A 26,569-nucleotide genomic window follows, 5' to 3' on the forward strand; every position below is an offset into this window, starting at 1 on the left:
GGCCGGGCGCCGGGCCGCTCAGCGGCGGACGGCGCAGAGCATCCCGTCCGACACCGGGAGCAGCGCGGACAGCAGGCGCTCGTCCTCGCGGACCTGCTCGGTGACCTCGCGCAGGGCCGCGGTCACGGGGCTGTCGCCGGCGGCGTCACCGGCCACCCGGCCGCCGTCGAGCACGCCTTCCAGCACCAGGATCCCGCCCGGTCGCAGCAACCGGATCGCCTCGGCCAGGTAGCAGGGGTACTCGGCCGGCACGGCGTCGGCGACGACCAGGTCGTAGCCGCCGTCGGTGAGGCGGGGGAGCACCTCGAGCGCCATCCCGTTGATCAGCCGCAGCCGGGACGGACCGACCCCGGCGGCCAGGAACGACGCACGCGCCGTCCGCTGCAGCTCCGGGTTCACGTCGATCGAGGTCAGCGTGCCGTCGGGCACCATCCCGCGCATCAGGTAGAGCCCGCTCACCCCGGCGCCGGTGCCGATCTCGACCACGGCACGCGCGGAGACCGTCGCGGCCAGGACGGCCAGTGCGGCGCCACCGGCCGGGCTGATCGGGTGAGCACCCGCCGCCGTTCCCGCAGCCCGCGTGCGCGCCAGACCCTCGTCCTCGGCGAGGTACGCCTCGGCGGCCTGCTCCGCGGGGGTGGTCATGGGCAGAGATTAACCGGGTCGGAGTAGCGCAGGGGAGCACACGCCCACGAATGCCGGATGATTCGCGGCACCTGTTCGCCGTATCGATACACGGCCGATATCCGAGGGATCGATACGTACATCCGGATCGATCGCGATTCACAGGCTTCTCTCAGACGGGTTTCACATGTTCCTCATCCCGCCGGGGCACGCTGTTGTCATGCCCGATCAACGCTCCTCCACAGTCGCCTCCACGGGAACCGGTGCCACGGCCACCCTCCCGGGAGAGGGCGCGGACTGGACGCCGCCCAGCTGGGACGAGATCGTCCGGGCGCACGCCGACCGGGTCTACCGCCTCGCCTACCGGCTGAGCGGCAACCCGTATGACGCCGAGGACCTCACCCAGGAGACGTTCATCCGGGTGTTCCGCTCGCTGGCCTCCTACAAGCCCGGCACCTTCGAGGGCTGGCTGCACCGGATCACCACGAACCTGTTCCTGGACATGGTCCGCCGCCGCGCCCGCCTGCGCATGGAGGGCCTGCCCGAGGACACCGACCGCCTGCCCGGCGGTGGCCCGGAGCCCGAGGACGTCTTCTCGGCGACCCACCTCGACCCGTACCTGCAGGCCGCCCTCGACGAGCTGCCCCCGGACTTCCGGGTCGCGGTCGTGCTCTGCGACGTGGAGGGCCTGTCCTACGAGGAGATCGGCGCGACGCTCGGAGTCAAGCTGGGCACCGTGCGCAGCCGGATCCACCGCGGCCGCACCGCGCTGCGCGCGTCGCTGGAGCGCCACCGCGCGGAGGACATGGCGGGAGGCATGACGGGGGACGTGGCAGGAACGGCACGTCCGGTGGCAGAGTTGGTGTCGTGACCGAACACCGACGGTTCCAGGTGATCGCCCCCGACTGGGGTGAAGCCCACCTCACCCCGGAGGCGGTCGTCGCCTATGTCGACGGCGAACTCGCCCCGGGGCCGCACGGGCGTGCACAACGACACCTGCAGCACTGCGTGGACTGCGCGGCCGAGGTCGTCGACCAGCGCAAGGCCCGCTCCGAGCTGCGGTGCGCGAACGCGCCGACGCTCCCGACGTCGCTGATGTCGTCGCTGTGCTCGATCCCGCAGGACACGGAGCTGCCCCCGCCGCCGGCGGGCCTCGCGGTGACCGCGGACGGCGAGATGGTCTCGGTGCTGCGCCCGGCCACCACCCCGGGACGCCGGACCCGCCGCCGCCGGATCGGTGCCGGGGCGGCCGTGTCCGGGCTGGCCCTCGGCGCGATCGCGTTCGGCCTGCCCGCCTCCGGCTTCACCACCGCCACCCCCGGCGGGAGCACCGCGACGTTCACCGGGGCCACCCCGGTCGCACGGTTCGCCCCCGCCCCGCGCGACCAGGGCCGCCGGCCCACCTCGGCGCCGGCCGCGTCCACGTCGACGTCGGCACCGCCGACCCCCACGACACCGGCCCCGGCCCCGCCCCGGCCGGCGATGCAGAACGTCAGCCTCCCGCCGTCACCGTGACCCCGCCGGGCCCGGGCACGGGCCCGCGAACGCGGACTTCACCACCGACAGGGCAGGCTGAGACCGTGTGTCGTCCGTCCCTGCCCGGAACCCTCCCGTCCGGAACCGTCCCACGATGAGCGACGACGACCGGGAGCGTCCCGGGACCCCGCAGGACCCGCCCGCCGACCGGGGCACGAGCGCGCCCGCCGACCAGGGCACGAGCACGGGGGAGCCGCCGCGGCTCACCCCGGCACCGCTGGAACGGCCCGAGGTCGACCCGTCCGACCGGGCCGCGTTCGGCCGTCCGGACGGCGTCGCCGAGTCGTTCGACCGCGCGTCCGCGTCCGCCCCGGCGAAGACCCCCTCGGCCCCGCCCCCGACGACGGCCGTCGCCCGCGCGTTCGGCCGCCCGCACGGCGCGGTGGACACCCTGCAGCGCGGCCCCGCGACCAACGGGCACGCCCACCCGGCCGGTGACGGCGACGACCCGTTCTGGGCCGGCGGCTCGGCGCAGGACCCGTGGCGCAGCCCGCAGACCCCGGTCACCGCCGCACCCCCGGCTCTGGCCGAGGACCCGGCGCCGGAGCCGCAGCGCCCGGCCGGGGCCCGGCTCAGCGTGCGCGAGGTGCTCTTCGGCGACCGCGTGCAGCCCAAGGCGCTGGCGCTGCTCGGCGTGCTGGCCCTGCTGGTCGGCGGGATCGGTGGCCTGGTCGGGCACTGGACCGCGGAGGGTGCGGACGGGCTGACCGAGCCCGGCGCGACGCTCGCCTCGGCCGAGGAGGCCAAGGAACGCCCGCCCGGGTCGGTGCCCGACCTGGCGTCGCGGCTGCTGCCCTCGGTCGTCTCGCTGGAGACCAAGGTCGGCGACGAGGCCGGGACCGGCTCCGGCGTGGTGATCGACCCGGCCGGCTACGTGCTGACCAACGACCACGTCGTCGCGCCGGCCGTCGGCCCGGCCAAGGGCACGATCGAGGCCGTGTTCTCCGACGGGTCGCGCGTTCCGGCCGTCGTCGTGGGCGCGGACCCGATGACCGACCTGGCCGTGGTGAAGGTCCCCGTCGTGAACCCGACGGTCGCGCCGATCGGGCGGTCGTCGGAGCTCGCCGTCGGCGACGGGGTGATGGCCATCGGCTCCCCGCTGGGCCTGGCCGGCACCGTCACCGTCGGCATCGTCAGCGCGGTGGACCGGCCGGTGCGGCTCGACCCCGAGGGCTCCGCGGGGGACGCGGTGATCGACGCCGTGCAGACCGACGCGGCGATCAACCCCGGCAACTCCGGCGGCCCGCTGGTGGACTCCACCGGCGCCGTCGTCGGCATCAACACCGCGATCCGCAGCCTCGGCGCCGAGCAGGGCGGCGGGCAGGGCGGCTCGATCGGGCTGGGCTTCGCGATCCCGATCGACGACGCCCGCGCCATCGCCGAGGAGCTCATCCGCACCGGCCGGGTCGCCCACGCCGACCTCGGCGTGAACGCCCGCTCGGTCACCGACGGCGCCACGGACGGCGCGCAGATCCAGAACGTCTTGGCCGGTGGGCCCGCCGCGACGGCCGGGATCGCCGACGGCGACGTCGTGGTGAAGGTGGCGGGTCGCTCCATCGCCGGGGCCGACGAGCTCGTCGTCGCCGTGCGGGAGCACCAGCCGGGTGAACAGGTCCCGGTCGAGCTCGTTCGGCAGGGGCGCCCGCTCACCGTGACCGCGACCCTGGGGACGAAGTGATGTCCGCTCCGGGGCCTGCGTAGTCTGGGTCACGTGTTCGAGAACATCGGTTGGCCCGAGATCCTCGTACTCGTCGTCGCCGGCCTGTTCATCCTGGGGCCGGAACGACTGCCCGAGGCCGCGGCATGGGTCGGGAAGACGATCCGTCAGGTCAAGGAGTACGCGACCGGCGCCCGCGACCACCTCAAGAACGAGATGGGCTCGGACTTCGACTCGCTCCAGCAGCCGCTCAACGACCTGCGGAGCCTGCGGAACCTGAACCCGAAGACCGCGATCACCCGCACCCTGTTCAGCGACGACGACGGGCCGACGAAGCCGAACGGCTACGCCCCCGGCCCGAACGGCAGCGCCCCGAACGGCAGCGCCGCGAACGGTGCCTCCGCGAACGGTGCCTCCGCCGCCCCGCCCACGGCGCCCGCCGCGCAGGCCCCGCTGAACTCCGGCGAGCGCCCCCCGATCGACCCCGACGCCACCTGATCCGCAGCTCTCCGGGGCGCTCGACCCGCTGGACGTCCCTCGTGCGCGCCCGCCGTCGTCCCGCGACCGCGGCCGCGTGCGCGGGCGGGTCCGCTCAGCCGAGCAGGGCCGGGCGGCGCAGGTGGTGCTCGGTGGCCTGCTCGTAGGCGTACGCGGCGGCGATCACGGTCGCGTCGGCGTGCCGCGGCCCGACGACCTGCAGCCCGACCGGGAGCCCGGCGGCGGTGAACCCGCACGGCACGCTCGTCGCCGGCTGCTGGGTCATGTTGAACGGGTAGGTGAACGGCGTCCACGACCACCACCGCGGGTTCGCCGAGCCCTCCGGCACCTCCAGCCCGCCCGGGAACGCCGTGATCGGCAGCGCCGGGGTGAGCAGCAGGTCGTACTCGGTGTGGAACTGCCCCATCAGCGTGCCCAGCTCGTTGCGCACGGCCATCGCGCTCAGGTAGTCGACCGCACCGACCTTGTCGCCGCGCTCGGCGACCGCGACCAGCGCCGGGTCCATCCGCGCGCGGCCCTCGGCCCCGATCGGCTCCAGCGACTTCGCCGCGGAGGCGTTCCACAGCAGCTCGAAGGGCTCGACCGGATCGGCGAAGCCGGGGTCGGCAATCTCGACGGTCGCGCCGAGGGAGGTGAACACCTCCACCGCGGCCGCCACCAGGCCGGCGACCTCGGGGTCGACGGTGGCGAAGCCGAGCGTGGGGGAGAAGGCGATCCGCAGGCCCTGCGCCCCACCGGCCAGGCGCTCGTAGGCCGACTCGCGGGGCACGTCGAGCACCCACGGGTCCCGGGGGTCGGGCCGGGAGATGACGTCGTGCAGCAGTGCGGTGTCGGCGACGGTGCGGGTCATCGGGCCGGGGTGGGCCAGCGTGCCGAACGGGCTGCCCGGGTAGTGCGCGATCCGGCCGTAGGTCGGCTTGTGCGCGACGGTGCCGGTGAACGCGGCCGGGATCCGCACCGAGCCACCGGCGTCGGTGCCGATCGACAGCTGACCCATTCCGAGCCCGACCGCCGCCGCGCTGCCCCCGGACGAGCCGCCCGCGGTCAGCGCCGGGTTCCACGGGTTCGTCGTGACCCCGGTCAGCGGGGAGTCGGTGACGCCCTTCCAGGCCAGCTCGGGCGTGGTGTTCTTGCCGATCAGCACCGCACCGGCCTCGCGGACCCGGGCCACCGGCGGGCCGTCGACCTCCCAGGGACCCTCGGCGCTGGTGGTGGTCGAGCCGCGCCGGGTCGGCCAGCCGATCGTCAGGAACACGTCCTTGATCGAGGTGGGGACGCCGTCGAGCGGGCCGACCGGCTCCCCGGCCTGCCAGCGCGCCTCGGAGTCCTTCGCCTGCGCCAGTGCGGAGTCCGCGTCGACCAGGCAGAACGCGTTGACGGCGCCGTCGTGGGCCTCGATCCGGTCGAGCGCGTCCCGGGTGGCCTGCACCGGCGAGATCTCCCCGGAGCGGTAGCCCGCCAGCAGCTCGGTCGCGCTGAGATCCGCGGTGGTCGGGTCGCTCACGAGTGTCCTCCGGAGGTGCTCACGTATCCACGGGCCTTGTCGACGACGTTGCGCAGCTCCCGGCCGTCCCGGAAGAGCGCAAGGTTCTCGGCGAACAGGTCGACCAGCGCGTCGCGCCAGCCGACGATGTCCCCGGACATGTGCGGGGAGACGATGACGTTGCCCATCGCCCACAGCGGCGAGTCCGCCGGGAGCGGCTCGGTCTCGAAGACGTCCAGCGCGGCACCCGCGATCCGGCCGGCGGCCAGGGCGTCGACCAGGTCGTCCTGCACGATCAGGGGTCCGCGCCCGACGTTGACCACCCGCGCGGTGTCGCGCATCCGCGCGATCGAGCCCCGGTGCAGCAGCCCGCGGGTCTGGTCGGTCAGCGGGGCGGCGAGGACCAGGAAGTCGGCCTCGGGCAGCAGCCCGTCCAGGGCGTCGAAGGCGTGGACGCCGTCCCGGGCGGTGCGCCCGACCAGCTCGACGCGCAGCCCGGCGGCCCGGAGCAGCGACGTGATCGCGTGCCCGATCGGTCCGCTGCCGACGACGACGGCGGTGCGCCCGGCGATCGGTTCGGTCTCGCGGTGGCGCCACGTCCCCGCGTCCTGCAGGCGCAGTGAGGTCGGCAGGTCCTTGGCGAAGGCGAGGATCGCGCCGAGCACGTACTCGGCCATCGGCACGTCGAACACGCCGCGCGAGTTCGTCAGCGTGGTGTCCGAGGCCAGCAGCTCCGGGAACGCGACGCGGTCGACGCCGGCGCTGGCGGTGTGCACCCAGCGCACGCCCTCGCCGCCCGTCGCCCAGGCCGGCCGCACGGCGTCGGAGAGGAAGTTCCACGTGAGCAGCACGTCGGACCCGGGTAGCGCGTCGGCGAGCGTGGAGTCGTCGGCGAACCGGAGACGTGCGTCACCCACGCGTTCGGAGAGGCCCGGCGGCATGTCCTCGCCGTGCAGGACGGTGATGGTGAGAGCGTCCTGACCTGCGGGGATGGCCAATCGATGATCCTCTCAGAGGGCGCGGACGGGGAGGTTGACACGCTAGGAAGCGCTCCTAAGATTGTCAACAATCTGCTGCGTTCGGTGCCGGTGCGACTCACGAGCGGTAGAGGTCACCCACACACCCGTTCTTTTCCAGGGGGATCTCCCGTGTCCAAACTGATCAGGATCGAGCTGGAACGCCGCGGCGTCGCCTGCGTGGCCGAGCTGCTCGAGAAGCAGGCGCCCCGGACCTGCACCGCGGTCTGGGAAGCACTCGCCGACGGCCCGATGGGCGGCGACGCGCAGCACGCCAAGTACGCCCGCAACGAGGTCTACACGATCGTCCCGCGGTTCGGCCCACGGATCGGGCAGGAGAACCCGACCGTGACCCCGATCCCCGGCGACGTCTGCTACTTCGACTTCCACGGCGGCATGCTCGACGCCTCGTTCAAGGACGACCAGGGCATCGACGCCGAGGCGGGCGGGATCGACCTGGCGATCTTCTACGGCCGCAACAACCTGCTGCTCAACGGCGACGTCGGCTGGGTGGTCGCCAACGTCTGGGCCTCGATCACCGAGGGACTCGACGCGATGGCGACGGCGTGCCACGACGTGTGGCGCTCGGGCAGCGTCGGCGAGCGGCTCGTCTACTCCCGTCTCGAGGGCTGAGCGGTGCCCGCCGAGCTGTCCGTCGGGCGCACCCACGAGCCGGCGGGCGGGCTCCGGCACGCCCGCAGCCGGGCCGACGACGAGCTGGTCGACGCGCCGGGCATCGGGATGATCGCGCCGTTCGACTTCGCGCTGGACCGGGAGCTGTGGCGCTGGACGCCCGAGGACGTCTCGCTCTACCTGACCCGGATGCCGTTCCTGACCACGCCGATGACCGTCGACATGGCCGAGGCGATCGCCGACCGCCGCCCGGTGCGCCGCGCGACCCGCGACGTCCTCACCCCGCGTCCCGGGGTGGTCAGCTACGCCTGCACGTCGGGCAGCTTCGTCGCCGGGGCCGCGGCCGAGTACGTGCTGCACCGCACGATCCTCGACGCCGGCGCTCCCCGGGCGTCGACGACGTCCGGTGCGTTGATCGAGGCCCTCGCCGTGCTCGGGGTGCGGCGGCTGGCCATCGCCACGCCCTACATCCAGGCCGTGACCGACCGGCTCGTCGGCTTCCTCGCCGACCACGGCGTCGAGACGGTTGCGAGCGAAGGGCTCGGGCTGATCGGCAACATCTGGCGGACCACCTACGCCCAGGTCGTGGAGATCGTCCGCGCCGTGGACCGGCCGGAGGCGCAGGCGCTGTTCATCAGCTGCACCAACCTGCCCACCTACGACGTCATCGAGCCCCTCGAGCAGGCGCTCGGCAAGCCGGTGATCACGGCGAACCAGGTGACGATGTGGGACGCCCTGCGCAAGATCGACCGTGCGGCCGTGGGCGGTGGGGCGCTGCTCGCGGCGTGGGAGCCCGGTGACGGACGGACTTGCGTCCCCGCGCCGCCTGTAGGATTGTCGACAACATGAGTGGCACGACCGTCGGGATCCTCTACCCCGGCTTCTCCGCCGAGGACGACTACCCGCGCGCCGAGGCGCTCCTGAGCGACGGCGCCACGCTGCCCCTGGTCCACACCGAGATGCGCACCGACGCCCACCGGGTCGACGCCCTGCTCGACATCGGCGGCGACGACGTGCTCGCCGACGGCGCACGCACCCTCGCCGAGAAGTTCGGGCCGCTCGACGCGATCGTCTGGGCGTGCACGTCGGGCAGCTTCGTGTTCGGCCCCGACGGCGCGGCCGAGCAGGTCGCGGCGCTGCGGGCGGTGGCCGGGGTGCCGGCGTCGAGCACGTCGTTCGCGTTCGTCCAGGCATGTCAGCGGCTCGGCGTCTCCCGGGTGGCCCTGGGGGCGACCTACCCGCCCGACATCGCCGCGCGGTTCGTCGACTTCCTCGCCCACCACGGCATCACGGTGCTGACCGTGTCCGCCCGCGACATCGTCACCGCCGCCGAGGTGGGCACCCTGCCCGGCGAGGTGGTGCTGGACTTCGCGGCGGCGGTCGCCGCCGACGCCCCGGACGCCGAGGCCGTGCTGCTGCCCGACACCGCACTGCACACCGTCGCCCTGCTCGACGCCCTCGACGCCCGCGTCGGGAAGCCGGTGCTGACCGCGAACCAGGTCAGCATGTGGCAGGGCCTGCGGCTGGCCGGTGCGGACGTCGTGCGGCCGGGCCTGGGGACGTTGTTCTCCACGCCGGCGGCGTGAGCGGGGAGGCGACATGGGACTGGACGTGAGTGAGCTGGAACCGGTCAGCCGGCGCTCCACCGCGGAGATCGTGGCGGACCGGATCCGGACGGCGATCATGCGCGGGACGTTCCCGCCCGGCACCCAGCTCGGCGAGGTGGAGCTGGCCGGGCGGCTCGGGGTGAGCCGCGGCCCGCTGCGCGAGGCGATGCAACGCCTGGTCGCGGAGGGCCTGCTGCGCAGCGAACGCCACCGCGGGCTGTTCGTGCGCGAGCTCGACGCCGACGACGTCCTCGACGTCTACATCGCCCGCACCGCCGTCGAGCGGGCCGCCGCGCTGCTCGTGCTGGCGGGGGACCGCGGTGCGGCCGCGGTCCGGCTCACCGGGGCGCTCGGCGCGATGGAGGCCGCCGCCCGGGCCGGGGACGCCGTCGCCCTCGCCGACGCCGACCACGACTTCCACGCCGAGCTCGTCGCCGCGTCCGGGAGCCCGCGCCTGCGCCGGATGACCGACTCGCTGCTGGTCGAGACGCGGATGTGCCTGGCCGCCCTGCAGGACACCGGGCCCCCGGCGCCGGACCTGCTCGCCGAGCACCAGATCCTGCGCGACGCCGTGCGCGACGGGGACGAGGCCCGCTTCGTGACCACGCTCGAGGCACACATGACCGACGCCGTCACCCGGATCCTGGCCGCGATGCCGGGCGGGGCGTCCGCCCCGGGGACGCCGCCCACCGTCCCTGCCTGACCTCCGTCGCCGGGGCGGCGGCCCGCCCCGCCGGGAGGTGCTTCTCGCCACGACGACCGTCGGGCGGTCCCGGCGTCCGTACGCTGGCCCGACGTGACCGGCGTGCTCGAAGGCTTCCTCGTCATCGGGGTCGTCGTCGCGGTCGGCTACCTGGTCGGGCGGGCCGGCCTGCTCGGCCCGGACGCGACGCGGGTGCTGTCGCGCACGGCGTTCTTCGTCGCCACGCCGGCACTGCTGTTCACCACCCTGGCCCGGGCCGACATCGGTGCGGTGTTCTCCTCGGCCCTGGTCGTCACGGCCGTCACGAGCTCGCTGGCCTGCCTGCTGTTCGTGCCGATCGGGCTGCTGCGGCGACGCCCGGCGGGGGAGGTCGTGGTCGGGTCGATGGCCTCGGGCTACGTCAACGCCGGCAACCTCGGGCTGCCGATCGCGGTCTACGTGCTCGGCGACGCGGCCGCCGTCGCGCCGATCCTGCTGTTTCAGCTCGCCGTGCTCACGCCGGTGTTCACCACGCTGCTCGACGTGCTCCCGGACGGCTCGGGAGGCGAACGGCCGTCGGTGCTGCGCACAGTCGTCGCGCCGCTGCGGAACCCGATCGCGATCGCCACCGCGGCCGGGCTCGTCGTGTCCGGGGCCGGGTTCGTGCTCCCCGAGCCGGTCGCGGCGCCGATCGGGCTGATCGCGGACATGGCGGTGCCGGCGATGCTGCTGGCGTTCGGGATCTCGCTGAACGGGGCGGCGCGGCCGGGCGCGGGGGAGACGGCGGTGTCGCTGTGGTCGGCGGTGGCGCTGAAGAACGTCGTGCACCCGCTGCTGGCGTGGGTGGTCGGCGCGCTGCTCCTGGGAGTGACCGGCCCGGCACTGCTCGCCGTCGTGGTGTGCGCGTCGCTTCCGACGGCGCAGAACGTGTTCGGCTACGCCGTGCGCTACGACCGCGGCGTCGTCCTGGCCCGCGACGCCGCGCTGACGAGCACGGTGTTCGCCGTCCCGGTGCTGTTCGTCGCCGTCGCCCTGCTCACCTGACCCGTGCGCGGAAATCGTCGCCAGGGCAGCGATATCCGCGCACGAGGGTTGCCGGTGGCCGCTGCAACGTGCTTACATCGGATTGTCGACAACTCGACAACCTGCCCCGTAGACGACGCGTTCCAGGAGCCCGACACATGGCACAGCTGTCCCCCCTGCTCAAGCAGGCCACCCCGGTCCAGGCCGCGCGCGGTGAGGGTGTCTACATCTACGACACCGAGGACCGCCGCCACCTGGACTTCACCGCCGGCATCGGCGTCACCAGCACCGGCCACTGCCACCCGAAGGTCGTCAAGGCCGCGCAGGACCAGGTCGCGACGCTGATCCACGGCCAGTACACGACCGTCATGCACCAGCCGCTGCTGAAGCTGGCCGACAAGCTGGGCGAGGTCCTTCCCGACGGCATCGACTCGGTCTTCTTCACCAACTCCGGCTCCGAGGCCGTCGAGGCGTCGGTCCGGCTCGCGCGCCAGGCCACCGGCCGTCCGCTGATCATGGCCTTCGACGGCGGCTTCCACGGCCGCACGATGGGTGCCGCCGCGCTCACCACGTCCGGTGCCAAGATCCGCGCCGGGATCGGCCCGATGATGGGCGGCGTCACGTTCGCGCCGTACCCCTTCGCCTACCGCTACGGCTGGACCGAGGAGCAGACCGTCGCGTTCTGCCTCGCCGAGCTCGACCGCCAGCTGGCCAGCACCGCGCCCGCCTCCGACGTCGCCGCGTTCATCATCGAGCCGGTGCTCGGCGAGGGCGGCTACGTCCGGACCCCGGCGGCGTTCCTGCAGGGCCTGCGCGAGCGCGCCGACCGTCACGGGATCCTGCTGATCGTCGACGAGGTGCAGACCGGCTTCGGGCGCACCGGCAAGTTCTGGGGCCACCAGCACGCCGAGGGCGTCACCCCCGACGTCATCATCACCGCCAAGGGACTGGCCTCCGGCTTCCCGCTGTCGGCGATCGCCGCGCCGAAGGCGATCATGGAGAAGGCGTGGCCGGGCTCGCAGGGCGGCACCTACGGCGGCAACGCCGTCGCCTGCGCCGCCGCGCTGGCCACGCTCGACGTCGTGCTCACCGAGGGCCTGGTCGAGAACGCCCGCGTGCAGGGCGAGAAGCTCGTCGCCGGGGTCCGGGACGCCGCACAGGGCATCGCCGCGATCGGCGACGTCCGCGGCATCGGCCTGATGGTCGGCGTCGAGTTCGTCACCGCCGACGGCAAGCCGGACGGCGCCACCGCCGCCAAGGTGCACGCCGCCGCCGCCGAGCAGGGTCTGCTGCTGCTGACCTGCGGCGTCTACGGCAACGTCGTCCGCATGATCCCGGCCCTGATCGTGACCTCCGAGCAGGTCGACGAGGGCCTGGCCCTCTGGACCAAGGCGCTGAACAACGCCCTGTCCTGACCCCGGACGCAACGAACGGCACCCTCGTCGGAACCTGTGCGACGAGGGTGCCGCTCGTTGGAACCCGTCCGAATCAGTGCGCGGGGTGCTACTTGGAGACCGGGGAGATGTTCAGGCTCATCCCGGCCAGCCCGCGGGCGCGGGTGGTGAGGCGTTCGGCCACGCCGAGCAGCGCCTTCGCCGAGGGGGCCTCGGGGTCCGACAGCACGATCGGCGTGCCGGAGTCGCCGCACTCGCGCAGGCGGGTCTCCAGCGGGATCTGGCCCAGCAGCGGCACGGTCGAGCCGATGCTCTTGGTCAGCGAGTCGGCCACGACCTGCCCGCCGCCGGAGCCGAAGATGTCCATCCGGGTGCCGTCGGGCATCTCCATCCAGGACATGTTCTCCACGACGCCGGCCAGGCGCTGACGCGTCTGCAGGGCGATCGACCCGGCCCGCTCGGCGACCTCGGCCGCGGCCTGCTGCGGCGTGGTGACCACCAGCAGCTCCGCGTTCGGGACGAGCTGCGAGGTCGAGATCGCGATGTCGCCGGTGCCCGGGGGCAGGTCCAGGAGCAGGACGTCGAGGTCGCCCCAGAACACGTCGGAGAGGAACTGCTGCAGCGCACGGTGCAGCATCGGCCCGCGCCAGACGACGGGGGTGTTGCCCTCGACGAACATGCCGATCGAGATGACCTTCACACCGTGCGCCTGCGGCGGCATGATCATGTTGTCGACCTTGGTCGGGCGGTCGGCCGAGCCGAGCATCCGCGGCACCGAGTGGCCGTAGATGTCCGCGTCGACGACGCCGACGTTGAGTCCCTTACGCGCCATCGCGGCGGCGAGGTTGACCGTGACCGAGGACTTGCCGACCCCGCCCTTGCCGGACGCGACGCAGTAGACCCGCGTCAGCGAGCCCGGCTGGGCGAACGGGATGACCGGCTCCTCGGAGTCGCCGCGCAGGCCGCGGCGCAGTTCGGTGCGCTGCTCGTCGCTCATCACGTCGAGCTCGACCTCGACGGCGGTGATGCCGGGGACGTCCATGACGGCCGCGGTCACGCGCTTGGTGATCGTGTCCTTCATGGGGCACCCGGCGACGGTCAGGTAGACCCCGACCTGGGCCAGACCGGCGGCGGAGACGGCGACGCTCTTGACCATCCCCAGCTCGGTGATCGGCTTGTGGATCTCCGGGTCCTCGACCTTGCCCAGCGCCGCGCGCACGGCCTCTTCGATGGTCCCCGTGCTGGTGTTGCCGATGACGGACATGCGGTGGGGTACAACCTCTCCTGCTACTCGGATGGCCCGTGGTGGAGCGGGCCGTCACGGCCGTGTCGACGCTGTTCGACCCGCGCCGCGACACACCCATGCTACGTGTCCGCAGAATGCCCGCCGCGTGTCCGTAGCATTCACGGGCGTGAGTGAGAGTGTCGACACGCCCGGTGGGGGGACCGACGGGCGTGCGCGCGCCGCCACGGGTCGCAGGGTCGTCCCGACGCACGCGGAGCTGGCGTCCTGGCGCAGCTTCCTGCGGGCGCACGCGACGATCACCAAGGCGCTCGAGGCCGAGCTGGAGACCGAGCAGCAGCTGTCGTTGGCCGCCTACGACGTGCTGGTCCAGCTGTCCGAGGCGCCCGGCCGGCGGCTGCGGATGACCGAGCTGGCCGACGCCGTGCTGCTGTCGCGCTCCGGGGTCACCCGCCTGGTCGACCGCCTCGAGCGCTCCGGGCTGGTCTGCCGTTCCCGGGTCGCCGACGACGGCCGCGGCGTCGCCGCCGAGCTCACCGAGGACGGCCTGTCCCGGCTGCGCGGGGCGTCGGTCACCCACCTGCGCGGGATCCGCGCGCACTTCGCCGACGCGCTCGACGAGTCCGACCTGTCCGCGCTGGAGAAGATCAGCCGGAAGCTGGCCCCCTGAGCCCACGGGTGGAGTCGCCCCGGCCGTTGCCGGCGTGCCCGCGCTCCTTGGCGTGCCCGCGCCGGTGCCCGGCCGCGCGCTGACCCGACTCGCGCTGCCCCGTCTCACGCTGCCCGGACTCGGGGGATCCGTGCTCGGCCAGCGCGGTCTGGATCTGCGACGAGAGCTTCTCCATCTCCCCGCGCAGGTAGTCCCGGGTCGCCATCTCGCCGACGGCCAGGCGCAGCGCGGCGAGCTCGCGGGCGAGGTACTCGGTGTCGGCCTTCGTGCGTTCGGCGCGGCGGCGGTCCTCGTCCAGGGCGATCCGGTCCCGGTCGTCCTGCCGGTTCTGGGCCAGCAGGATCAGCGGGGCGGCGTATGCGGCCTGGGTGGAGAAGGCCAGGTTGAGCAGGATGAACGGGTAGGGGTCCCACCGGATCTGCCAGGCCACCAGGTTCAGCGCGATCCACACCACGACGACCACGGACTGGATGGCCAGGAACCGTCCGGTCCCGAGGAACCGCGCGACGCGTTCGGAGAGGCGCGCGAACCCGTCCGGGTCGACCTCGAACCGCCGACGGCCGACCAGGGGCTGGTCGAGCCGTCGTCCGGGTGCCGGCTCAGGCATCGGCCACCTCCGCGGTGTGGGTGTCGATCGGGTGGGTGTCGATCGGGCTCGGTTCGTGGTCGCGCCAGCCGACCGGGAGCAGGTGGTCCAGGACGTCGTCGACGGTCACCGCGCCGAGCAGGTGGTCCTGCGGGTCGACGACCGGTCCGGCGACCAGGTTGTAGGTGGCGAAGTAGCGGGTCACCTCGCCCAGCGACGCGTCCGGCCCGAGCTGGGGCAGCTCGGAGTCCACCATGCCTGCGACCAGCTCGAACGGCGCCGCGCGCAACAGCTGCTGGGCGTGCACGCAGCCCAGGTACCGCCCGGTCGGCGTGGCCGAGGGCGGGCGGCAGACGAACACCATACTCGCCAGCGCGGGCGGGATGTCCGGGTTGCGGACGCGGGCCAGGGCCTCGGCGACCGTCGCGTCCGGGTTCAGCGTGATCGGCTCCGGGGTCATCAGGCCGCCCGCGGTGTTCCACTCGTAGCGCATCAGCCGCCGGACCGGCTCGGACTCGTCGGGCTCCATCAGCTCGAGCAGCCGTCCGGCCTCCTCGTCGGGCAGCTCGCCGAGCAGGTCGGCGGCGTCGTCGGGGGCCATCGCCTCCAGTACGTCGGCGGCGCGCTCGGAGTGCAGGTAGCCGAGCAGGACGCGCTGGTCGGACTCCGAGAGCTCCTCGAACACGTCGGCGAGACGCTCGTCGTCGAGGGCGTCGACGACCTGGCGCTGGCGCTCGCGCGGCAGCTCGGACAGTGCGGCCGCGACGTCGGCGGGGCGCATCGTCTCGAACACCGTGAGCAGCCGGTCGGTGCCCTGCCGGTCGGAGATGCCCAGGCCCTGCGCGGCCGACCAGGCCACGACGTCGACGTGCCCGCGACGCCGCGTGAGACGGCCCGTGCGGCCGGTGCGCACGGCCAGGCGTCCGATCGCCCAGTCCCGGGTCCGGGTGGGTTCGATCGCGGCGTCGACGACCACACCCACCTCGCCGGAGTCCCGCAGCGTCACCGGGGAGTCGAGCAGCTGGCCGAGCACGAGCGTCTCGTTCGGACGCTGGTCGAAGCGGCGCAGGCTGACCGAGCCGGTGGCCAGCGTCACCGCGGCCGGGTCCACGTCGGCCACCCGCAGCATCGGTACGAAGATCCGCCGCCGGCTGGACAGGTCCACGACGAGCCCGAGCACCCGCGGCGGGCTGGCGTCCACCCGCAGGGCGACGACGACGTCGCGGACCTTGCCGATCCGCTCACCGTCCGGACCGAACACGGCGAGCCCGGCCATACGTGCGACGAAGACCCGGGACGCTGCCATACCCGCAGCCTAGAGCGGTCGCGACGACCCGGCGGATCGTGTCGGGGTGCGTAGGGTGCGGTGCCATGTCCGGACTCCACTACGACGTGGTCGACGTGTTCACCGACCGTCCCTACGCGGGCAACCCGCTGGCCGTGGTCCGCGACGCGGACGACCTGACCGGCGAGCAGATGCAGGCGATCGCCACCGAGTTCAACCTCTCCGAGACGACGTTCACGCTGCCGCCGACGGACCCCTCCGCCGACTACCGGGTGCGGATCTTCACCCCGGCCCGCGAGCTGCCCTTCGCCGGGCACCCGAGCGTCGGGACGGGCTGGGTGCTCGCCCGCGACGGCGTGATCGCGCTGGGCGACCGGGTCCAGGAGTGCGGGGCCGGGCTCCTCTCGGTGGAGGTCGACGAGCTGGGCGCGCGGGTGACCGGAGGTGCGCCGTCGGTCGGCGACGACCTGGACGCGGGCCTGCTGGCGACCGCGGTCGGTCTCGACCCCGACGACGTCGACGGCGCGGCCGCTCCCGGTGTGGCCGGCGCCGGTGTCGACTACGGGTTCCTGCTCGTCCGTGACGACGCGGTCGCCCGCGCGGTCTGCGACGCGGCGGCGGTGCGTGCGGTGACCGGGGGGACCACCGCGCTGGGCCTGGTGGTCTGTTCCGTCGACCCCGACGCCCGGCAGGTGCACCTGCGGATGTTCGGGACCGGTGTCGGCGTCGCGGAGGACCCGGCGACCGGGTCCGCCGCGGTGGCGCTCGGGGTCTTCCTGGCCGACCGGGGACTGGTCGGCCCGGAGGAGGCGCACGGGTTCACCGTCGCCCAGGGTGCCGAGATCGGACGGCCCTCGACCCTCCACGCGTGGGTGCGGGCCGAGGGTGGCGCGGCCGTGGCGACCTGGGTCGGCGGGAACGTCGTGCCGATCGCGCGCGGCGAGCTGACGGCCCGGCCCGGCGACCGGCCCTATCTGAAGTGACCGGTCGGTAACCCCGGCCCACCTCGGCTGGGTGAGAAACCAATCACCTGGGCGGGGCGTCCGAACGGCGGACATGCCAGCATCACTGCCAGTCAGTCGTCCGCGCGCCCACGCGTGCCGCGTCGGACGAGGAGAACTCGACGAGGAGCCCCGCCTGTGAGCACCACCCTCCGTGCCCGCCGATCCTGCCTGGCCGTGCCCGGGTCCAGCCAGAAGTTCATCGACAAGGCCCGTGGTCTGAACTCCGACCAGGTCTTCCTGGACCTCGAGGACGCGTGCGCGCCGCTGGCCAAGCCGGACGCCCGCAAGACGATCGTGGCGGCGCTGAACGAGGGCGGCTGGGGCGACAAGATCCGCGTCGTCCGCGTGAACGACTGGACCACCGAGTGGACCTACCGCGACGTCACCGAGGTCGTGGAGGGCGCCGGGGCGAACCTCGACGCGATCATGCTGCCGAAGGTGCAGACCCCGGAGCAGGTCGTCGCCCTGGACCTGCTGATGACCCAGATCGAGAAGTCCCTGGGCTACGAGGTCGGCAAGATCGGCATCGAGGCGCAGATCGAGAACGCGCTGGGCCTGACGAACGTCAACGCGATCGCCACCGCCTCCCCGCGCGTCGAGACGATCATCTTCGGCCCGGCCGACTTCATGGCCTCGATCAACATGAAGTCCCTGGTCGTCGGTGAGCAGCCGCCCGGCTACGACGTCGGCGACGCCTACCACCACATCCTGATGTCGATCCTGATGGCGGCGCGGGCGCACGACAAGCAGGCCATCGACGGCCCGTACCTGCAGATCCGCGACGTCGAGGCCTTCCAGAAGGTCGCCGGCCGCTCGGCCGCGCTGGGCTTCGACGGCAAGTGGGTGCTGCACCCCGGCCAGATCGACGCCGCGAACGAGACGTTCTCCCCGGCCCAGGCCGACTTCGACCACGCCGAGAACATCCTCGACGCCTACGAGTACTTCACCTCCGAGGCCGGGGGCAAGAAGGGTTCGGCGATGATCGGCGACGAGATGATCGACGAGGCCAGCCGCAAGATGGCCCTGGTCATCTCCGGCAAGGGCCGCGCCGCCGGGATGACCCGCGGCGAGAAGTGGACCCCGCCGGAGTCCTGAGCGACACCCCGGCCACCGCACACATCGGACGGTCACGGCGCACATCGCCCACGGTGTGTGCGGTGACCGGCCGGTGTGCGTCCCGGGGGTCGTAACCCCGCCCGGATGTGCGGGTGTGACGGGGTTGGGCGGAATGAGCCCCTGGGGGCCGCGCGGTCGGGATGCTCCCGGCGTGGAGACACCGGAGATCCTGCCGAGGAAGCGGTTGCGGGCGAGCGGGTTCGCCGACCACGAGGTCCGTCGGATGCTCGGGACGGGCGAGCTGAGCCCGATCCGGCGCGGTCGCTACCTGCGGGGTGCACTGCCGGAGAACCGGGAGGCGCGCCACCTCCTGCGGGCTCGTGCGGCTTCGGCCGAGCTGACCGGCGATGCGGTGCTCAGCCACGTGTCCGCCGCCCTGCTGCACGGTCTGACGGTGTGGGGCGTTCCGCTCGATCTCGTCCACGTCACCCGGCCGGGCCGGACCGGTGGCCGTCGCGGCACGCGGTTGCACGTGCACACGGCCCCTCTCCGGGAGGACGACGTCGTGGACGTCGGCGGTGCCCGGACGACGTCGGTGGCCCGGACCGTCGCCGACCTCGCCCGGACGGTGGCGTTCGAGGCGGCCGTGGTGGTGGCGGACTCCGCGTTGTTCGGGGAGTACGCCCGGCGCGCGGAGCTGGAGGCGGCGCTGGAGTCGATGGCGCGATGGCCGGGCGCACCCGTCGCGCGACGCGTGCTGGCGTTCGCGGACGAGCGCGCCGACGGCCCGGGGGAGTCCCGGAGCAGGGTCGCGATGGCGCGGAACGGGATCCCGGCGCCGCAGCTGCAGTGGGAGGTGCGCTCGGAGCGCGGGGAGTGGATCGCCACGGTCGACTTCGCCTGGCCGGAGCGTCGCACGGTCGCCGAGTTCGACGGCGAGATCAAGTACGGCCGCCTGCTGCGTCCCGGGCAGACCGCGGGCGACGTGCTGTTCGCCGAGAAGCGGCGCGAGGACGCCGTCCGTGACCGGCGCTGGGGTGTCGTCCGCTGGTGCTGGGACGACATCCCCGACTTCCCCACGGTCGCCGCGCGCCTGCGGCGGAGCTTCGACCGTCCCGTGTGACCGACGGCGTCGAAGCAGCGTCGGACCGATCGCGCACACCGCCACGTCACGGCGCACACCGCCGGCGGTGTGTGTGGTGCCCGTCAAGTGTGTGCGGTGCCCCTCGCCCGGGTGTCCCCGCCCGTGCCGGCGCGGCGTGGCCCATCCCACCCCGTGGGGGCGCCCGTGGGCCGGAGGCATTGGGGATACTGCCCGGTAAGTCCGCACACCGCCGTGAGAAGGAGCGCCCTTATGGCCAGGCTTGCCCAGACCGCCGGTCTGACCGACATCCAGGAAGAGATCCTCTCCACCGTCCGCACGTTCGTGGACAAGGAGATCATCCCGCACGCCACGGCGCTGGAGCACGCCGACGCCTACCCGCAGGACATCGTCGACGGGATGAAGGAGATGGGGCTCTTCGGCCTCACCATCCCCGAGGAGTACGGCGGCCTCGGCGAGTCGCTGCTGACCTACGCGCTGGTCGTGGAGCAGATCGCCCGCGGCTGGATGAGCGTCTCCGGCGTGATCAACACGCACTTCATCGTCGCCTACATGCTGATGCACCACGGCACGCCGGAGCAGAAGCAGAAGTACCTCCCGCAGATGGCGCTGGGGGAGACCCGCGGGTCGTTCTCCATGTCCGAGCCCGACCTCGGCTCCGACGTCGCCGCGATCAAGACCAAGGCCGTGGCCGACGGCGACGACTTCGTCATCGACGGCGCGAAGATGTGGCTGACCAACGGCGGCACGTCGACGCTGACCGCGGTCCTGGTCAAGACGGACGAGGGCGCCGAGAAGCCGTACCAGAACCTGACGACGTTCCTGGTCGAGAAGCCGGTCGGCTACGGCGAGGTCGCGCCCGGCCTGATCATCCCGGGCAAGATCGACAAGATGGGCTACAAGGGCGTCGACACCACCGAGATGGTGTTCAAGGGCCACCGCGTCCCGGCCGAGAACATCCTCGGCCACAAGCGCGGCGGCGGCTTCGCCCAGATGATGGACGGCGTCGAGGTCGGCCGCGTGAACGTGGCCGCCCGTGCCTGCGGCATCTCGGTCCGGGCGTTCGAGCTGGCCGCGGAGTACGCCCAGCAGCGCTCCACGTTCGGCAAGCCGATCGCCCAGCACCAGGCGATCGCGTTCAAGCTCGCCGAGATGGGCACCAAGGTCGAGGCCGCGCACCACATGATGGTCAACGCCGCGCGCCTCAAGGACCGCGGCGAGCGCAACGACGTCGAGGCCGGCATGGCCAAGCTGATCGCGTCGGAGTACTGCTCCGAGGTGACCCAGGAGGCGTTCCGCATCCACGGCGGCTACGGCTACTCCAAGGAGTACGAGATCGAGCGCCTCATGCGTGAGGCCCCGTTCCTGCTCATCGGCGAGGGCACGTCGGAGATTCAGAAGACGATCATCTCCCGCGGCCTGCTGCGCGACTACAAGCTGCGCTGACCCTTCCGCACCCCGCACTCATGGCGCTTTCGTCCCTAGACATGGAACGGAAGCGCCATGAGTGCGTTCTGGACCGGGACGAACCGGACGGGCGACTGGGCTGATCGGGGGATACGATCGCGGCGTCCTCACCCGGACGGCCACGGTCGGCCCTGTCCGGCCCACGTGTGCTGCGGCACCCTGGGGCACTCGTGTCCCGGTCCGGGCGTTGTACCGGGTGAGACGTCACAGACGAACGACCGAGATCTCGCGGAGGGCCTCATGTCCACACCTTTCGGCGGGCCCGCGCGCACCGCGCCGGGACTGCCCCAGCTGCCGACCCCGCCCACCGGGTGGCCGATCGGCTCCTACGCCACCTACGAGGAGGCGCAGCGGGCCGTCGACCACCTGGCCGACTCCGACTTCGCGGTCCGCGACGTGACGATCGTCGGCGTCGACCTGATGCTGGTCGAGCGCGTGATCGGGCGCCTGACGTGGGGCCGCGTGCTGGCCTCGGGCGCGGCGTCCGGGGCGTGGCTGGGTCTGTTCGTCGGTCTGCTGCTGAGCTTCTTCTCGACCGCGACCCCGGGCAGCCTCGTGCCGATCCTGGTCGGCCTGGTCAGCGGTGCGGTCTTCGGCATGGTCTTCGCCGCGGTCGGCTACCGGGCGAGCGCCGGGCGTCGTGACTTCCAGTCGGCGAGCCAGATGGTCGCCGGGCGCTACGACGTGCTGTGCGAGCCGCGCAACGCCGAGCAGGCTCGCGAGCTGCTGGCCAAGCTGGCGATGAGCCCGCCGCCCGCGGGGCGCTGACCTACTCGTCCCAACGCGCGTTCACCCGCTGGTAGGACTCGGGCGCGCCTGCTACCGGTACGCGGCCGGGATGGTCCAGGATCGCAGGCGTGAGTGAATCCGAGCGCCCGGAGGCGATCCGTCCGGCCACCGTCCATCGGGCGTACGGACGGCGGGCGGCCGGGTTCGACGGCTTCCTCAAGACCATCCCCGGCTACCACGCGCACCTGCGCATGTCGACGAACCGGATGGGCTTGCGCGGCGGGTCCGCGCTGCGGCTGCTCGACGTCGGGTGCGGCACCGGGGCGTCGACGGCGGCCCTGCTCGACGCGGCGCCCGGCGCGACCGTCGTCGCGGTGGACGCCTCCACCGAGATGATCGCCGTGGCGCGGAAGAAGAACTGGCCCCCGCACGTCGAGTTCGTGCACACGCGGCTGGAGACCCTCGCCGAGGCGGGCGTGCACGGGCCGTTCGACGGCATCTTCGCCGCCTATCTCGTCAGCAACCTGCCCGACGCCGAGATCGGCTTGCGACGGCTGTTGTCGCTGCTCAAGCCGGGTGCGCCGCTGGCCGTGCACGACTACGCCGTGGCCGACCGGATGGGCAGCCGGATGCGCTGGTCGCTGGCCTCGTGGTCCTACCTGATCCCGATGGCGCGGATCCGGTCCGGCTCGGCGGAGCTGCAGCGTTACCGCACCCAGCGCGTGCACAGCGCCGACGGCGTCGAGGCGATGACGCACCGGATGGGGCGCGCCGGCTTCGAGGACGTCCGGGTGCAGACCGTCCCGGGCTGGCAGCAGCACGTCGTGCACACCTTCCTGGGCCGCCGCCCCGACGAGCCGGACGTCGTCGGGCAGCGCCGGGCCGCCCGAGCCGCCGCGGAGCCGCAGTGGGCGGGGCTGCCGGAGGCACCGGCGAACCCCGAGGAGGCCGGCGAGGAGGCCGCGGTGACCCCGGAGCAGGAGGGCGGCCCGGAGGACGCCGGCTACGCCGAGGACCCCCCGGCACCGGCCGTCCCCGCGGACACCGTTCCCGCGGACACCGACCCCGCGGACACCGATCCCGAGGCGCCGACCCCGCCGCACGGCGTCCCGCCGGTCGACGGCGGGAAGCCGGGGGACCGGGACGTCTAGAGCCAGTTGTTGCGGCGGAAGTTGCGGTAGAGCAGCCCGCAGACCACGGCGATGACGAGCAGCACCATCGGGTAGCCGAAGTTCCAGTGCAGCTCGGGCATGTAGTCGAAGTTCATGCCGTAGACGCCGGCGACCATCGTCGGCACCGAGATCAGGCCCGCGTAGGCGGTGATCTTCCGCATGTCGTTGTTCTGCCGCATGCTGATCTTCGCCAGGACCGCGTCGACGAGCGTGGTCAGGAGCTCGTTGAACCCGGCGACCTGCTCGGCGACGCCACCGAGGTGGTCGTCGACGTCGCGGAAGTAGCTGCGCACGTCGTGCGGGATCAGCGAGCTGTAGCCCTCCGACAGCTTGCGCATCGGCCCGACCAGCGGCATCACCGCGCGGCGCAGGTCGAGGATCTCGCGCTTCATGACGTAGATCTGCTCGGGGTCCATCGTCGACTTCGGCGAGAACACCTCGGCCTCGATCTCGTCGATGTCGCCCTCGATCTCGCGGGCCACGTCGATGTAGGTGTCGACGACGTGGTCGGCGATCGCGTGCAGCACCACCGACGGGCCCAGCGCCAGCTGCTCGGGGTCCTCCTCGAGCCGGCGCCGGACGTCGCGCAGGCCGGAGTGGCGCCCGTGCCGGACGGTCACCACGAAGTCGCGGCCCAGGAACGCCATCACCTCGCCGGTCTCGACGATCTCGGTCGCCGCCGTCGGGTCGCGGTGCCCGACGTAGCGGACGGTCTTGAGCACCATGAACAGCGTCTCGTCGTAGCGCTCGAGCTTGGGGCGGTTGTGCGCGTGCACCGCGTCCTCGACGGCGAGCTCGTGCAGCCCGTAGGTCTCGGCGATGCCGTTGATCTGGTCCTCGGTCGGCTCGTGCAGGCCGATCCAGGCGAACCCCTCGCCGCGCTCGCGGACCTCGGAGATCGCCTCGTCGTGGGTCCACCGCCCGGGGAGGCGTTCGCCGTCGACGTAGACGGCGCAGTCGACCACGTAGGCCGAGAGCGGGACCCGCAGCTTCGGGGACTCACCGGGAGCGGCGCGCCCGGTCAGTCGTGCGCGGTGGCCCGCGGAACGGATCGCGGGACGCAGGTAGGACAGAGGCGGCACGAGGCCCTCCTTGCGGGGACGGGCGCGGCGCCCCGGGATCCGGGGCACCACCTGGGCGGAGACGATCTACGCCCCCCGTCCGGCGCGCCCGTGCTTGTCAGCCGGTGTGCGCGGAGCTCGGGAGGCGGTACGTACTGCCAACCGGTGTCATCGACACCGCGCTCACCTCCTGCTCGTTCGATCGTCGCGCCGGGACGGGCGGTTACGGACATCACGTCGGTCCGTGCGCACTACACCGCCGTCCCGTTCCGGGCCACCGGATAGATTACTCCCGCAACATGACGGTCGAGTGATGGAGGCATGGACGGTGCAGTTCGGTCGCTACTACGAGGAGTTCGAGGTCGGTGCGGTCTACAAGCACTGGCCCGGGAAGACGGTCACCGAGTACGACGACCACCTCTTCTGCCTGATCACGATGAACCACCACCCGCTGCACCTGGACTCGAACTACGCCGAGGAGACGACCGACTTCGGCAAGAACGTCGTGGTCGGCAACTACATCTACTCGCTGCTGCTGGGGATGTCGGTGCCCGACGTCTCGGGCAAGGCGATCGCGAACCTCGAGGTCGAGTCGCTCAAGCACACCAAGCCGACGTTCCACGGCGACACGATCTACGGCGAGACCGAGGTCCTGGACAAGACCGAGTCGAAGTCCAAGGACGACCGGGGCGTGGTGTACGTCGAGACCCGCGGCTACAAGCAGGACGGCACGGTCGTCTGCACCTTCCGCCGCAAGGTGATGATCCCGAAGAAGTCCTACGGCGAGGCCCGCGGCGGGGAGCAGCCCGGCCGCCCGACGCCGAACGTCTGAGAACCGGCCCCGGTCAGATCCGGGGCAGCACGCCCCAGCCGTCGAGGGTCTCGGTGAGGCCCTCGACGAGCGGCAGTGCGGCGAACGCGGCGGCGTCCACGAAGCGGGCGTCGGTCGCGTCGTCGCCGGCGCGCAGCGACCCCGCTGCGCCGTCCGGGTGTTCGACGGAGCACAGGTAGTCGGCGATGCGGTAGCGCCCGCGTTCGACCGAGCCGACCAGCGGCCCGACGGAGACGCTCAGCCCGGTCTCCTCGGCCATCTCCCGGACCAGGGCGGTGTGGTCGTCCTCACCGGACTCGACCCGGCCGCCGGGGACCGACCAGAGTCCACGACCGGGCTCGTTGCCCCGCCGGATGAGCAGGAGACGGCCGTCGGCGTCGAACAAGATTCCCCCCACACAGGGGACGTGTCGGCTACCCTCGGTCATGCGGGGCCACGGTACGCTGCCCGCGTGCCGGTACCGTTCAACGAGGGCCGTCCGGTACGACTGAACGGGCAAGTACCTACGGGCTGAACGGTGGTCGGGTTTACGTGAAGAGAGTTCTGACACTTCTCGCAGTGGCCCTCGTTGTCTTCTTGATCTTGACGAACCCGAACGGCGCTTCGAACTCCGTTCAGAACATCGGGAACATCCTCTACAACGCGGCCCAGTCGGTCACCGTGTTCTTCACCAACCTGTTCTGACCGTGCTCGCCCCCCGGGAGATCGACGAGTACCTGCTCCCCACGGAGCGGCGCGTCATCCGTGTCCGCCAGCACTGGGCCGTCATGGCCAAGCACATCTGGCAGACGCTGTTCTTCCTGGTGGCGATGGTCGTCGTCGAGAGCGTGCTGGACGGCCGGGCGTCCCCGGACGTCGACGTCATCATCGACAACCTGGCGTTCTACCTGTCGCTGGTGGCGGTCCTGCGGTTCACCGCGAACACGATCCTGTGGTGGATCGAACGGATCGTCATCACCGACAAACGGGTGATGATCGCCCAGGGCATCATCGTGCACAACGTGGGCATGATGCCGCTGGGCAAGGTCACGGACCTGACGTTCCGGCGCACGCTCTCGGGACGCATGCTCGGCTACGGGACGATGGTCGTGGAGTCCGCGGGCCAGATCCAGGCGCTGAACCAGATCGACTTCATGCCGCGGCCGGAGGAGATCTACGAGGCGCTCTCGGAACTGGTGTTCGGGGAGAAGGGCAAGACCCGCGCGACCGGCATGCTGGCCAAGCCGCGCTGGCGGCGCTGAGCCGCTGATCGACGGCTAGGGTCCGGTGGTGGCCTCTGCCGACGCTCGCCCCCGCATCGACCTGCACACCCACTCGAACGTCTCCGACGGCACCGACTCGCCGGCGGAGCTGGTCGCGGCCGCCTCGGCGGCCGGCGTCGACGTCGTGGCGATCACCGACCACGACACCACCGGCGGCTGGGACGAGGCCGTCGCCGCGTGCCCGCCCGGGCTGACGCTGGTGCGCGGCGCCGAGTTCTCGTGCCTGAGCCCGACCGGGCGCGAGGGCGAGGAGCGTTGTTCGGTGCACCTGCTCGGATACCTGTTCGACCCGGAGCACCCGTCGATCACGGCCGAGCAGTCCCGGTTGCGCGACGAGCGCGTGACCCGGCTGCACACGATGATCGGGCGGATGGCCGACGACGGGTACCCCGTCGACGTCGACACCGTCTTCTCCTACCTGCCCGAGGGCGGCACGGCCGGGCGCCCGCACCTGGCCCGTGCGCTGGTCAAGGCCGGTGTCGTGCCCTCGGTCGACGAGGCGTTCGCGAAGCTGCTGCACAACGACAGCCCCTACTACGTGCCGCGCGCGGACACCGCCGTGGAGACGGCGGTGGAGATGATCCGCGCGGCCGGCGGGGTGCCGGTGTTCGCCCACCCGCTGGCCCGCAAGCGCGGGACGGTGATCGAGCCGTCGGTGCTGGTCGACCTCGTGGCGCACGGCCTCGGCGGGGTCGAGGTCGACCACCCGAACCACGCCCCGGAGGACCGGGAGCTGCTGCGCGCCCTGGTCGCCGAGCACGGCCTGCTGGGTACGGGGTCCAGCGACTACCACGGCACGAACAAGACCACCCCGATCGCGGCCGAGACCACCGACCCGGAGGTCTACTCCGCGCTCGTCGCGCAGGCGACCGGTGTCGAGGTCGTCGGGGCCCCGGCCCGCCGGTAGCGGCCGCCGGGGGCGGCCGGTCGCGATCGCGCACGGCCCG

28 protein-coding genes are annotated in these 26,569 nt (G+C 72.7%); 20 read left to right on the forward strand and 8 right to left on the reverse strand.

Annotation, left to right across the window (positions count from 1 at the left end; translation table 11 throughout):
• Window positions 1-18 precede the first annotated feature (18 nt).
• Window positions 19-645: an O-methyltransferase gene (locus EV383_RS04500; RefSeq protein WP_130288736.1), complete on the reverse strand. Its 627-nt coding sequence runs from the start codon at window positions 643-645 to the stop codon at window positions 19-21.
• A 199-nt stretch (window positions 646-844) separates the two neighbouring features.
• On the opposite strand from EV383_RS04500, the gene sigE reads away from it, so the two are divergent.
• The 4 genes from sigE (at window position 845) to tatB (ending at window position 4,315) form a co-directional block, all read left to right on the forward strand.
• On the forward strand, window positions 845-1,495 hold the full coding sequence (gene sigE, locus EV383_RS04505) for an RNA polymerase sigma factor SigE (RefSeq protein WP_130288737.1): 651 nt from the start codon (window positions 845-847) through the stop codon (window positions 1,493-1,495).
• On the forward strand, window positions 1,492-2,139 hold the full coding sequence (locus tag EV383_RS04510; protein ID WP_242622892.1) for an anti-sigma factor family protein: 648 nt from the start codon (window positions 1,492-1,494) through the stop codon (window positions 2,137-2,139). Before sigE ends, EV383_RS04510 begins: the two co-directional genes overlap by 4 nt.
• Before the next feature lie 115 nt (window positions 2,140-2,254).
• Window positions 2,255-3,838 carry a trypsin-like peptidase domain-containing protein gene (locus EV383_RS04515; protein ID WP_130288738.1) on the forward strand — a complete coding sequence of 528 codons (1,584 nt, stop codon included), beginning with the start codon at window positions 2,255-2,257 and terminating at the stop codon, window positions 3,836-3,838.
• A 33-nt stretch (window positions 3,839-3,871) separates the two neighbouring features.
• Window positions 3,872-4,315, forward strand: a complete 444-nt coding sequence (gene tatB, locus EV383_RS04520) for a Sec-independent protein translocase protein TatB (protein WP_130288739.1) — start codon at window positions 3,872-3,874, stop codon at window positions 4,313-4,315.
• A gap of 94 nt (window positions 4,316-4,409) precedes the next feature.
• Here the strand turns inward: tatB and EV383_RS04525 are convergent, their stop codons facing one another.
• Both EV383_RS04525 and EV383_RS04530 read right to left on the reverse strand, forming a co-directional pair.
• On the reverse strand, window positions 4,410-5,819 hold the full coding sequence (locus tag EV383_RS04525; RefSeq protein WP_130288740.1) for an amidase: 1,410 nt from the start codon (window positions 5,817-5,819) through the stop codon (window positions 4,410-4,412).
• A complete protein-coding gene (locus EV383_RS04530; protein WP_130293871.1) occupies window positions 5,816-6,739 on the reverse strand; it encodes a D-2-hydroxyacid dehydrogenase in 924 nt (307 codons plus the stop codon). The genes EV383_RS04525 and EV383_RS04530 overlap by 4 nt, the downstream gene beginning before the upstream one ends.
• Before the next feature lie 207 nt (window positions 6,740-6,946).
• On the opposite strand from EV383_RS04530, the gene EV383_RS04535 reads away from it, so the two are divergent.
• From EV383_RS04535 to EV383_RS04560, 6 genes are all read left to right on the forward strand, one after another.
• Window positions 6,947-7,447 (forward strand): DUF3830 family protein, encoded by a 501-nt coding sequence (locus EV383_RS04535; protein WP_207223435.1) that lies wholly within the window; start codon window positions 6,947-6,949, stop codon window positions 7,445-7,447.
• Between the two features lie 3 nt (window positions 7,448-7,450).
• A complete protein-coding gene (locus EV383_RS04540; protein WP_423213630.1) occupies window positions 7,451-8,296 on the forward strand; it encodes a maleate cis-trans isomerase family protein in 846 nt (281 codons plus the stop codon).
• On the forward strand, window positions 8,293-9,033 hold the full coding sequence (locus tag EV383_RS04545) for a maleate cis-trans isomerase family protein (RefSeq protein WP_130288741.1): 741 nt from the start codon (window positions 8,293-8,295) through the stop codon (window positions 9,031-9,033). The genes EV383_RS04540 and EV383_RS04545 overlap by 4 nt, the downstream gene beginning before the upstream one ends.
• A 13-nt stretch (window positions 9,034-9,046) precedes the next feature.
• Window positions 9,047-9,757: a GntR family transcriptional regulator gene (locus EV383_RS04550; RefSeq protein WP_130288742.1), complete on the forward strand. Its 711-nt coding sequence runs from the start codon at window positions 9,047-9,049 to the stop codon at window positions 9,755-9,757.
• Between the two features lie 93 nt (window positions 9,758-9,850).
• Window positions 9,851-10,780 (forward strand): AEC family transporter, encoded by a 930-nt coding sequence (locus tag EV383_RS04555; RefSeq protein ID WP_130288743.1) that lies wholly within the window; start codon window positions 9,851-9,853, stop codon window positions 10,778-10,780.
• Between the two features lie 137 nt (window positions 10,781-10,917).
• On the forward strand, window positions 10,918-12,174 hold the full coding sequence (locus tag EV383_RS04560) for an aspartate aminotransferase family protein (protein WP_130288744.1): 1,257 nt from the start codon (window positions 10,918-10,920) through the stop codon (window positions 12,172-12,174).
• Window positions 12,175-12,262: 88 nt separating this feature from the next.
• On the opposite strand, the gene EV383_RS04565 is transcribed toward EV383_RS04560, so the two are convergent.
• Window positions 12,263-13,417, reverse strand: a complete 1,155-nt coding sequence (locus EV383_RS04565) for an Mrp/NBP35 family ATP-binding protein (protein WP_130288745.1) — start codon at window positions 13,415-13,417, stop codon at window positions 12,263-12,265.
• Window positions 13,418-13,655: 238 nt separating this feature from the next.
• On the opposite strand from EV383_RS04565, the gene EV383_RS04570 reads away from it, so the two are divergent.
• Complete coding sequence (locus EV383_RS04570; protein WP_242623409.1) at window positions 13,656-14,066, forward strand: MarR family winged helix-turn-helix transcriptional regulator; 411 nt, start codon at window positions 13,656-13,658, stop codon at window positions 14,064-14,066.
• On the opposite strand, the gene EV383_RS04575 is transcribed toward EV383_RS04570, so the two are convergent.
• Window positions 14,044-14,673, reverse strand: a complete 630-nt coding sequence (locus tag EV383_RS04575) for a DUF1003 domain-containing protein (protein ID WP_130288747.1) — start codon at window positions 14,671-14,673, stop codon at window positions 14,044-14,046. The genes EV383_RS04570 and EV383_RS04575 overlap by 23 nt on opposite strands.
• The gene (locus EV383_RS04580) at window positions 14,666-15,958 is read right to left on the reverse strand and encodes a magnesium transporter MgtE N-terminal domain-containing protein (protein ID WP_130288748.1); all 1,293 of its coding nucleotides are present in this window, start codon (window positions 15,956-15,958) and stop codon (window positions 14,666-14,668) included. Before EV383_RS04580 ends, EV383_RS04575 begins: the two co-directional genes overlap by 8 nt.
• Before the next feature lie 65 nt (window positions 15,959-16,023).
• On the opposite strand from EV383_RS04580, the gene EV383_RS04585 reads away from it, so the two are divergent.
• From EV383_RS04585 to EV383_RS04610, 6 genes are all read left to right on the forward strand, one after another.
• Window positions 16,024-16,920 carry a PhzF family phenazine biosynthesis protein gene (locus tag EV383_RS04585; RefSeq protein ID WP_130288749.1) on the forward strand — a complete coding sequence of 299 codons (897 nt, stop codon included), beginning with the start codon at window positions 16,024-16,026 and terminating at the stop codon, window positions 16,918-16,920.
• 156 nt (window positions 16,921-17,076) lie between these two features.
• Window positions 17,077-18,036: an HpcH/HpaI aldolase/citrate lyase family protein gene (locus EV383_RS04590; protein ID WP_130288750.1), complete on the forward strand. Its 960-nt coding sequence runs from the start codon at window positions 17,077-17,079 to the stop codon at window positions 18,034-18,036.
• A gap of 172 nt (window positions 18,037-18,208) precedes the next feature.
• Window positions 18,209-19,120: a hypothetical protein gene (locus EV383_RS04595; RefSeq protein WP_130288751.1), complete on the forward strand. Its 912-nt coding sequence runs from the start codon at window positions 18,209-18,211 to the stop codon at window positions 19,118-19,120.
• Between the two features lie 231 nt (window positions 19,121-19,351).
• Window positions 19,352-20,545 carry an acyl-CoA dehydrogenase family protein gene (locus EV383_RS04600; protein WP_130288752.1) on the forward strand — a complete coding sequence of 398 codons (1,194 nt, stop codon included), beginning with the start codon at window positions 19,352-19,354 and terminating at the stop codon, window positions 20,543-20,545.
• 261 nt (window positions 20,546-20,806) lie between these two features.
• Window positions 20,807-21,334, forward strand: coding sequence for a general stress protein (locus EV383_RS04605; RefSeq protein ID WP_130288753.1), 528 nt, complete (start codon window positions 20,807-20,809; stop codon window positions 21,332-21,334).
• Window positions 21,335-21,423: 89 nt separating this feature from the next.
• Entirely contained in the window at window positions 21,424-22,446 is a 1,023-nt protein-coding gene (locus tag EV383_RS04610; protein ID WP_207223436.1) for a class I SAM-dependent methyltransferase, read from the forward strand.
• Here EV383_RS04610 and corA read toward each other — a convergent pair.
• On the reverse strand, window positions 22,443-23,549 hold the full coding sequence (gene corA / locus EV383_RS04615) for a magnesium/cobalt transporter CorA (protein ID WP_130288754.1): 1,107 nt from the start codon (window positions 23,547-23,549) through the stop codon (window positions 22,443-22,445). The genes EV383_RS04610 and corA overlap by 4 nt on opposite strands.
• A gap of 307 nt (window positions 23,550-23,856) precedes the next feature.
• On the opposite strand from corA, the gene EV383_RS04620 reads away from it, so the two are divergent.
• Window positions 23,857-24,360 carry a MaoC family dehydratase gene (locus EV383_RS04620; RefSeq protein ID WP_130293876.1) on the forward strand — a complete coding sequence of 168 codons (504 nt, stop codon included), beginning with the start codon at window positions 23,857-23,859 and terminating at the stop codon, window positions 24,358-24,360.
• A 13-nt stretch (window positions 24,361-24,373) separates the two neighbouring features.
• On the opposite strand, the gene EV383_RS04625 is transcribed toward EV383_RS04620, so the two are convergent.
• On the reverse strand, window positions 24,374-24,787 hold the full coding sequence (locus EV383_RS04625; protein WP_130288755.1) for an NUDIX hydrolase: 414 nt from the start codon (window positions 24,785-24,787) through the stop codon (window positions 24,374-24,376).
• A gap of 259 nt (window positions 24,788-25,046) precedes the next feature.
• Here EV383_RS04625 and EV383_RS04630 point away from each other — a divergent pair, with 259 nt between their 5' ends.
• Window positions 25,047-25,601 carry a PH domain-containing protein gene (locus EV383_RS04630; protein ID WP_130288756.1) on the forward strand — a complete coding sequence of 185 codons (555 nt, stop codon included), beginning with the start codon at window positions 25,047-25,049 and terminating at the stop codon, window positions 25,599-25,601.
• A 28-nt stretch (window positions 25,602-25,629) separates the two neighbouring features.
• Entirely contained in the window at window positions 25,630-26,529 is a 900-nt protein-coding gene (locus tag EV383_RS04635) for a PHP domain-containing protein (RefSeq protein ID WP_130288757.1), read from the forward strand.
• Window positions 26,530-26,569: the final 40 nt, after the last annotated feature.

It is taken from the genome of Pseudonocardia sediminis, assembly GCF_004217185.1.
Lineage (GTDB): Bacteria > Actinomycetota > Actinomycetes > Mycobacteriales > Pseudonocardiaceae > Pseudonocardia > Pseudonocardia sediminis.

Bases quoted from the DNA above. Each gene is read 5' to 3' on its own strand.
- EV383_RS04500 (WP_130288736.1), bottom strand. From the start codon at position 645: ATGACCACCCCCGCGGAGCAGGCCGCCGAGGCGTACCTCGCCGAGGAC.
- sigE (WP_130288737.1), top strand. From the start codon at position 845: ATGCCCGATCAACGCTCCTCCACAGTCGCCTCCACGGGAACCGGTGCC.
- EV383_RS04515 (WP_130288738.1), top strand. From the start codon at position 2,255: ATGAGCGACGACGACCGGGAGCGTCCCGGGACCCCGCAGGACCCGCCC.
- EV383_RS04530 (WP_130293871.1), bottom strand. From the start codon at position 6,739: ATGCCGCCGGGCCTCTCCGAACGCGTGGGTGACGCACGTCTCCGGTTC.
- EV383_RS04545 (WP_130288741.1), top strand. From the start codon at position 8,293: ATGAGTGGCACGACCGTCGGGATCCTCTACCCCGGCTTCTCCGCCGAG.
- EV383_RS04550 (WP_130288742.1), top strand. From the start codon at position 9,047: ATGGGACTGGACGTGAGTGAGCTGGAACCGGTCAGCCGGCGCTCCACC.
- EV383_RS04560 (WP_130288744.1), top strand. From the start codon at position 10,918: ATGGCACAGCTGTCCCCCCTGCTCAAGCAGGCCACCCCGGTCCAGGCC.
- EV383_RS04565 (WP_130288745.1), bottom strand. From the start codon at position 13,417: ATGTCCGTCATCGGCAACACCAGCACGGGGACCATCGAAGAGGCCGTG.
- EV383_RS04575 (WP_130288747.1), bottom strand. From the start codon at position 14,673: ATGCCTGAGCCGGCACCCGGACGACGGCTCGACCAGCCCCTGGTCGGC.
- EV383_RS04580 (WP_130288748.1), bottom strand. From the start codon at position 15,958: ATGGCAGCGTCCCGGGTCTTCGTCGCACGTATGGCCGGGCTCGCCGTG.
- EV383_RS04585 (WP_130288749.1), top strand. From the start codon at position 16,024: ATGTCCGGACTCCACTACGACGTGGTCGACGTGTTCACCGACCGTCCC.
- EV383_RS04600 (WP_130288752.1), top strand. From the start codon at position 19,352: ATGGCCAGGCTTGCCCAGACCGCCGGTCTGACCGACATCCAGGAAGAG.
- EV383_RS04605 (WP_130288753.1), top strand. From the start codon at position 20,807: ATGTCCACACCTTTCGGCGGGCCCGCGCGCACCGCGCCGGGACTGCCC.
- EV383_RS04625 (WP_130288755.1), bottom strand. From the start codon at position 24,787: ATGACCGAGGGTAGCCGACACGTCCCCTGTGTGGGGGGAATCTTGTTC.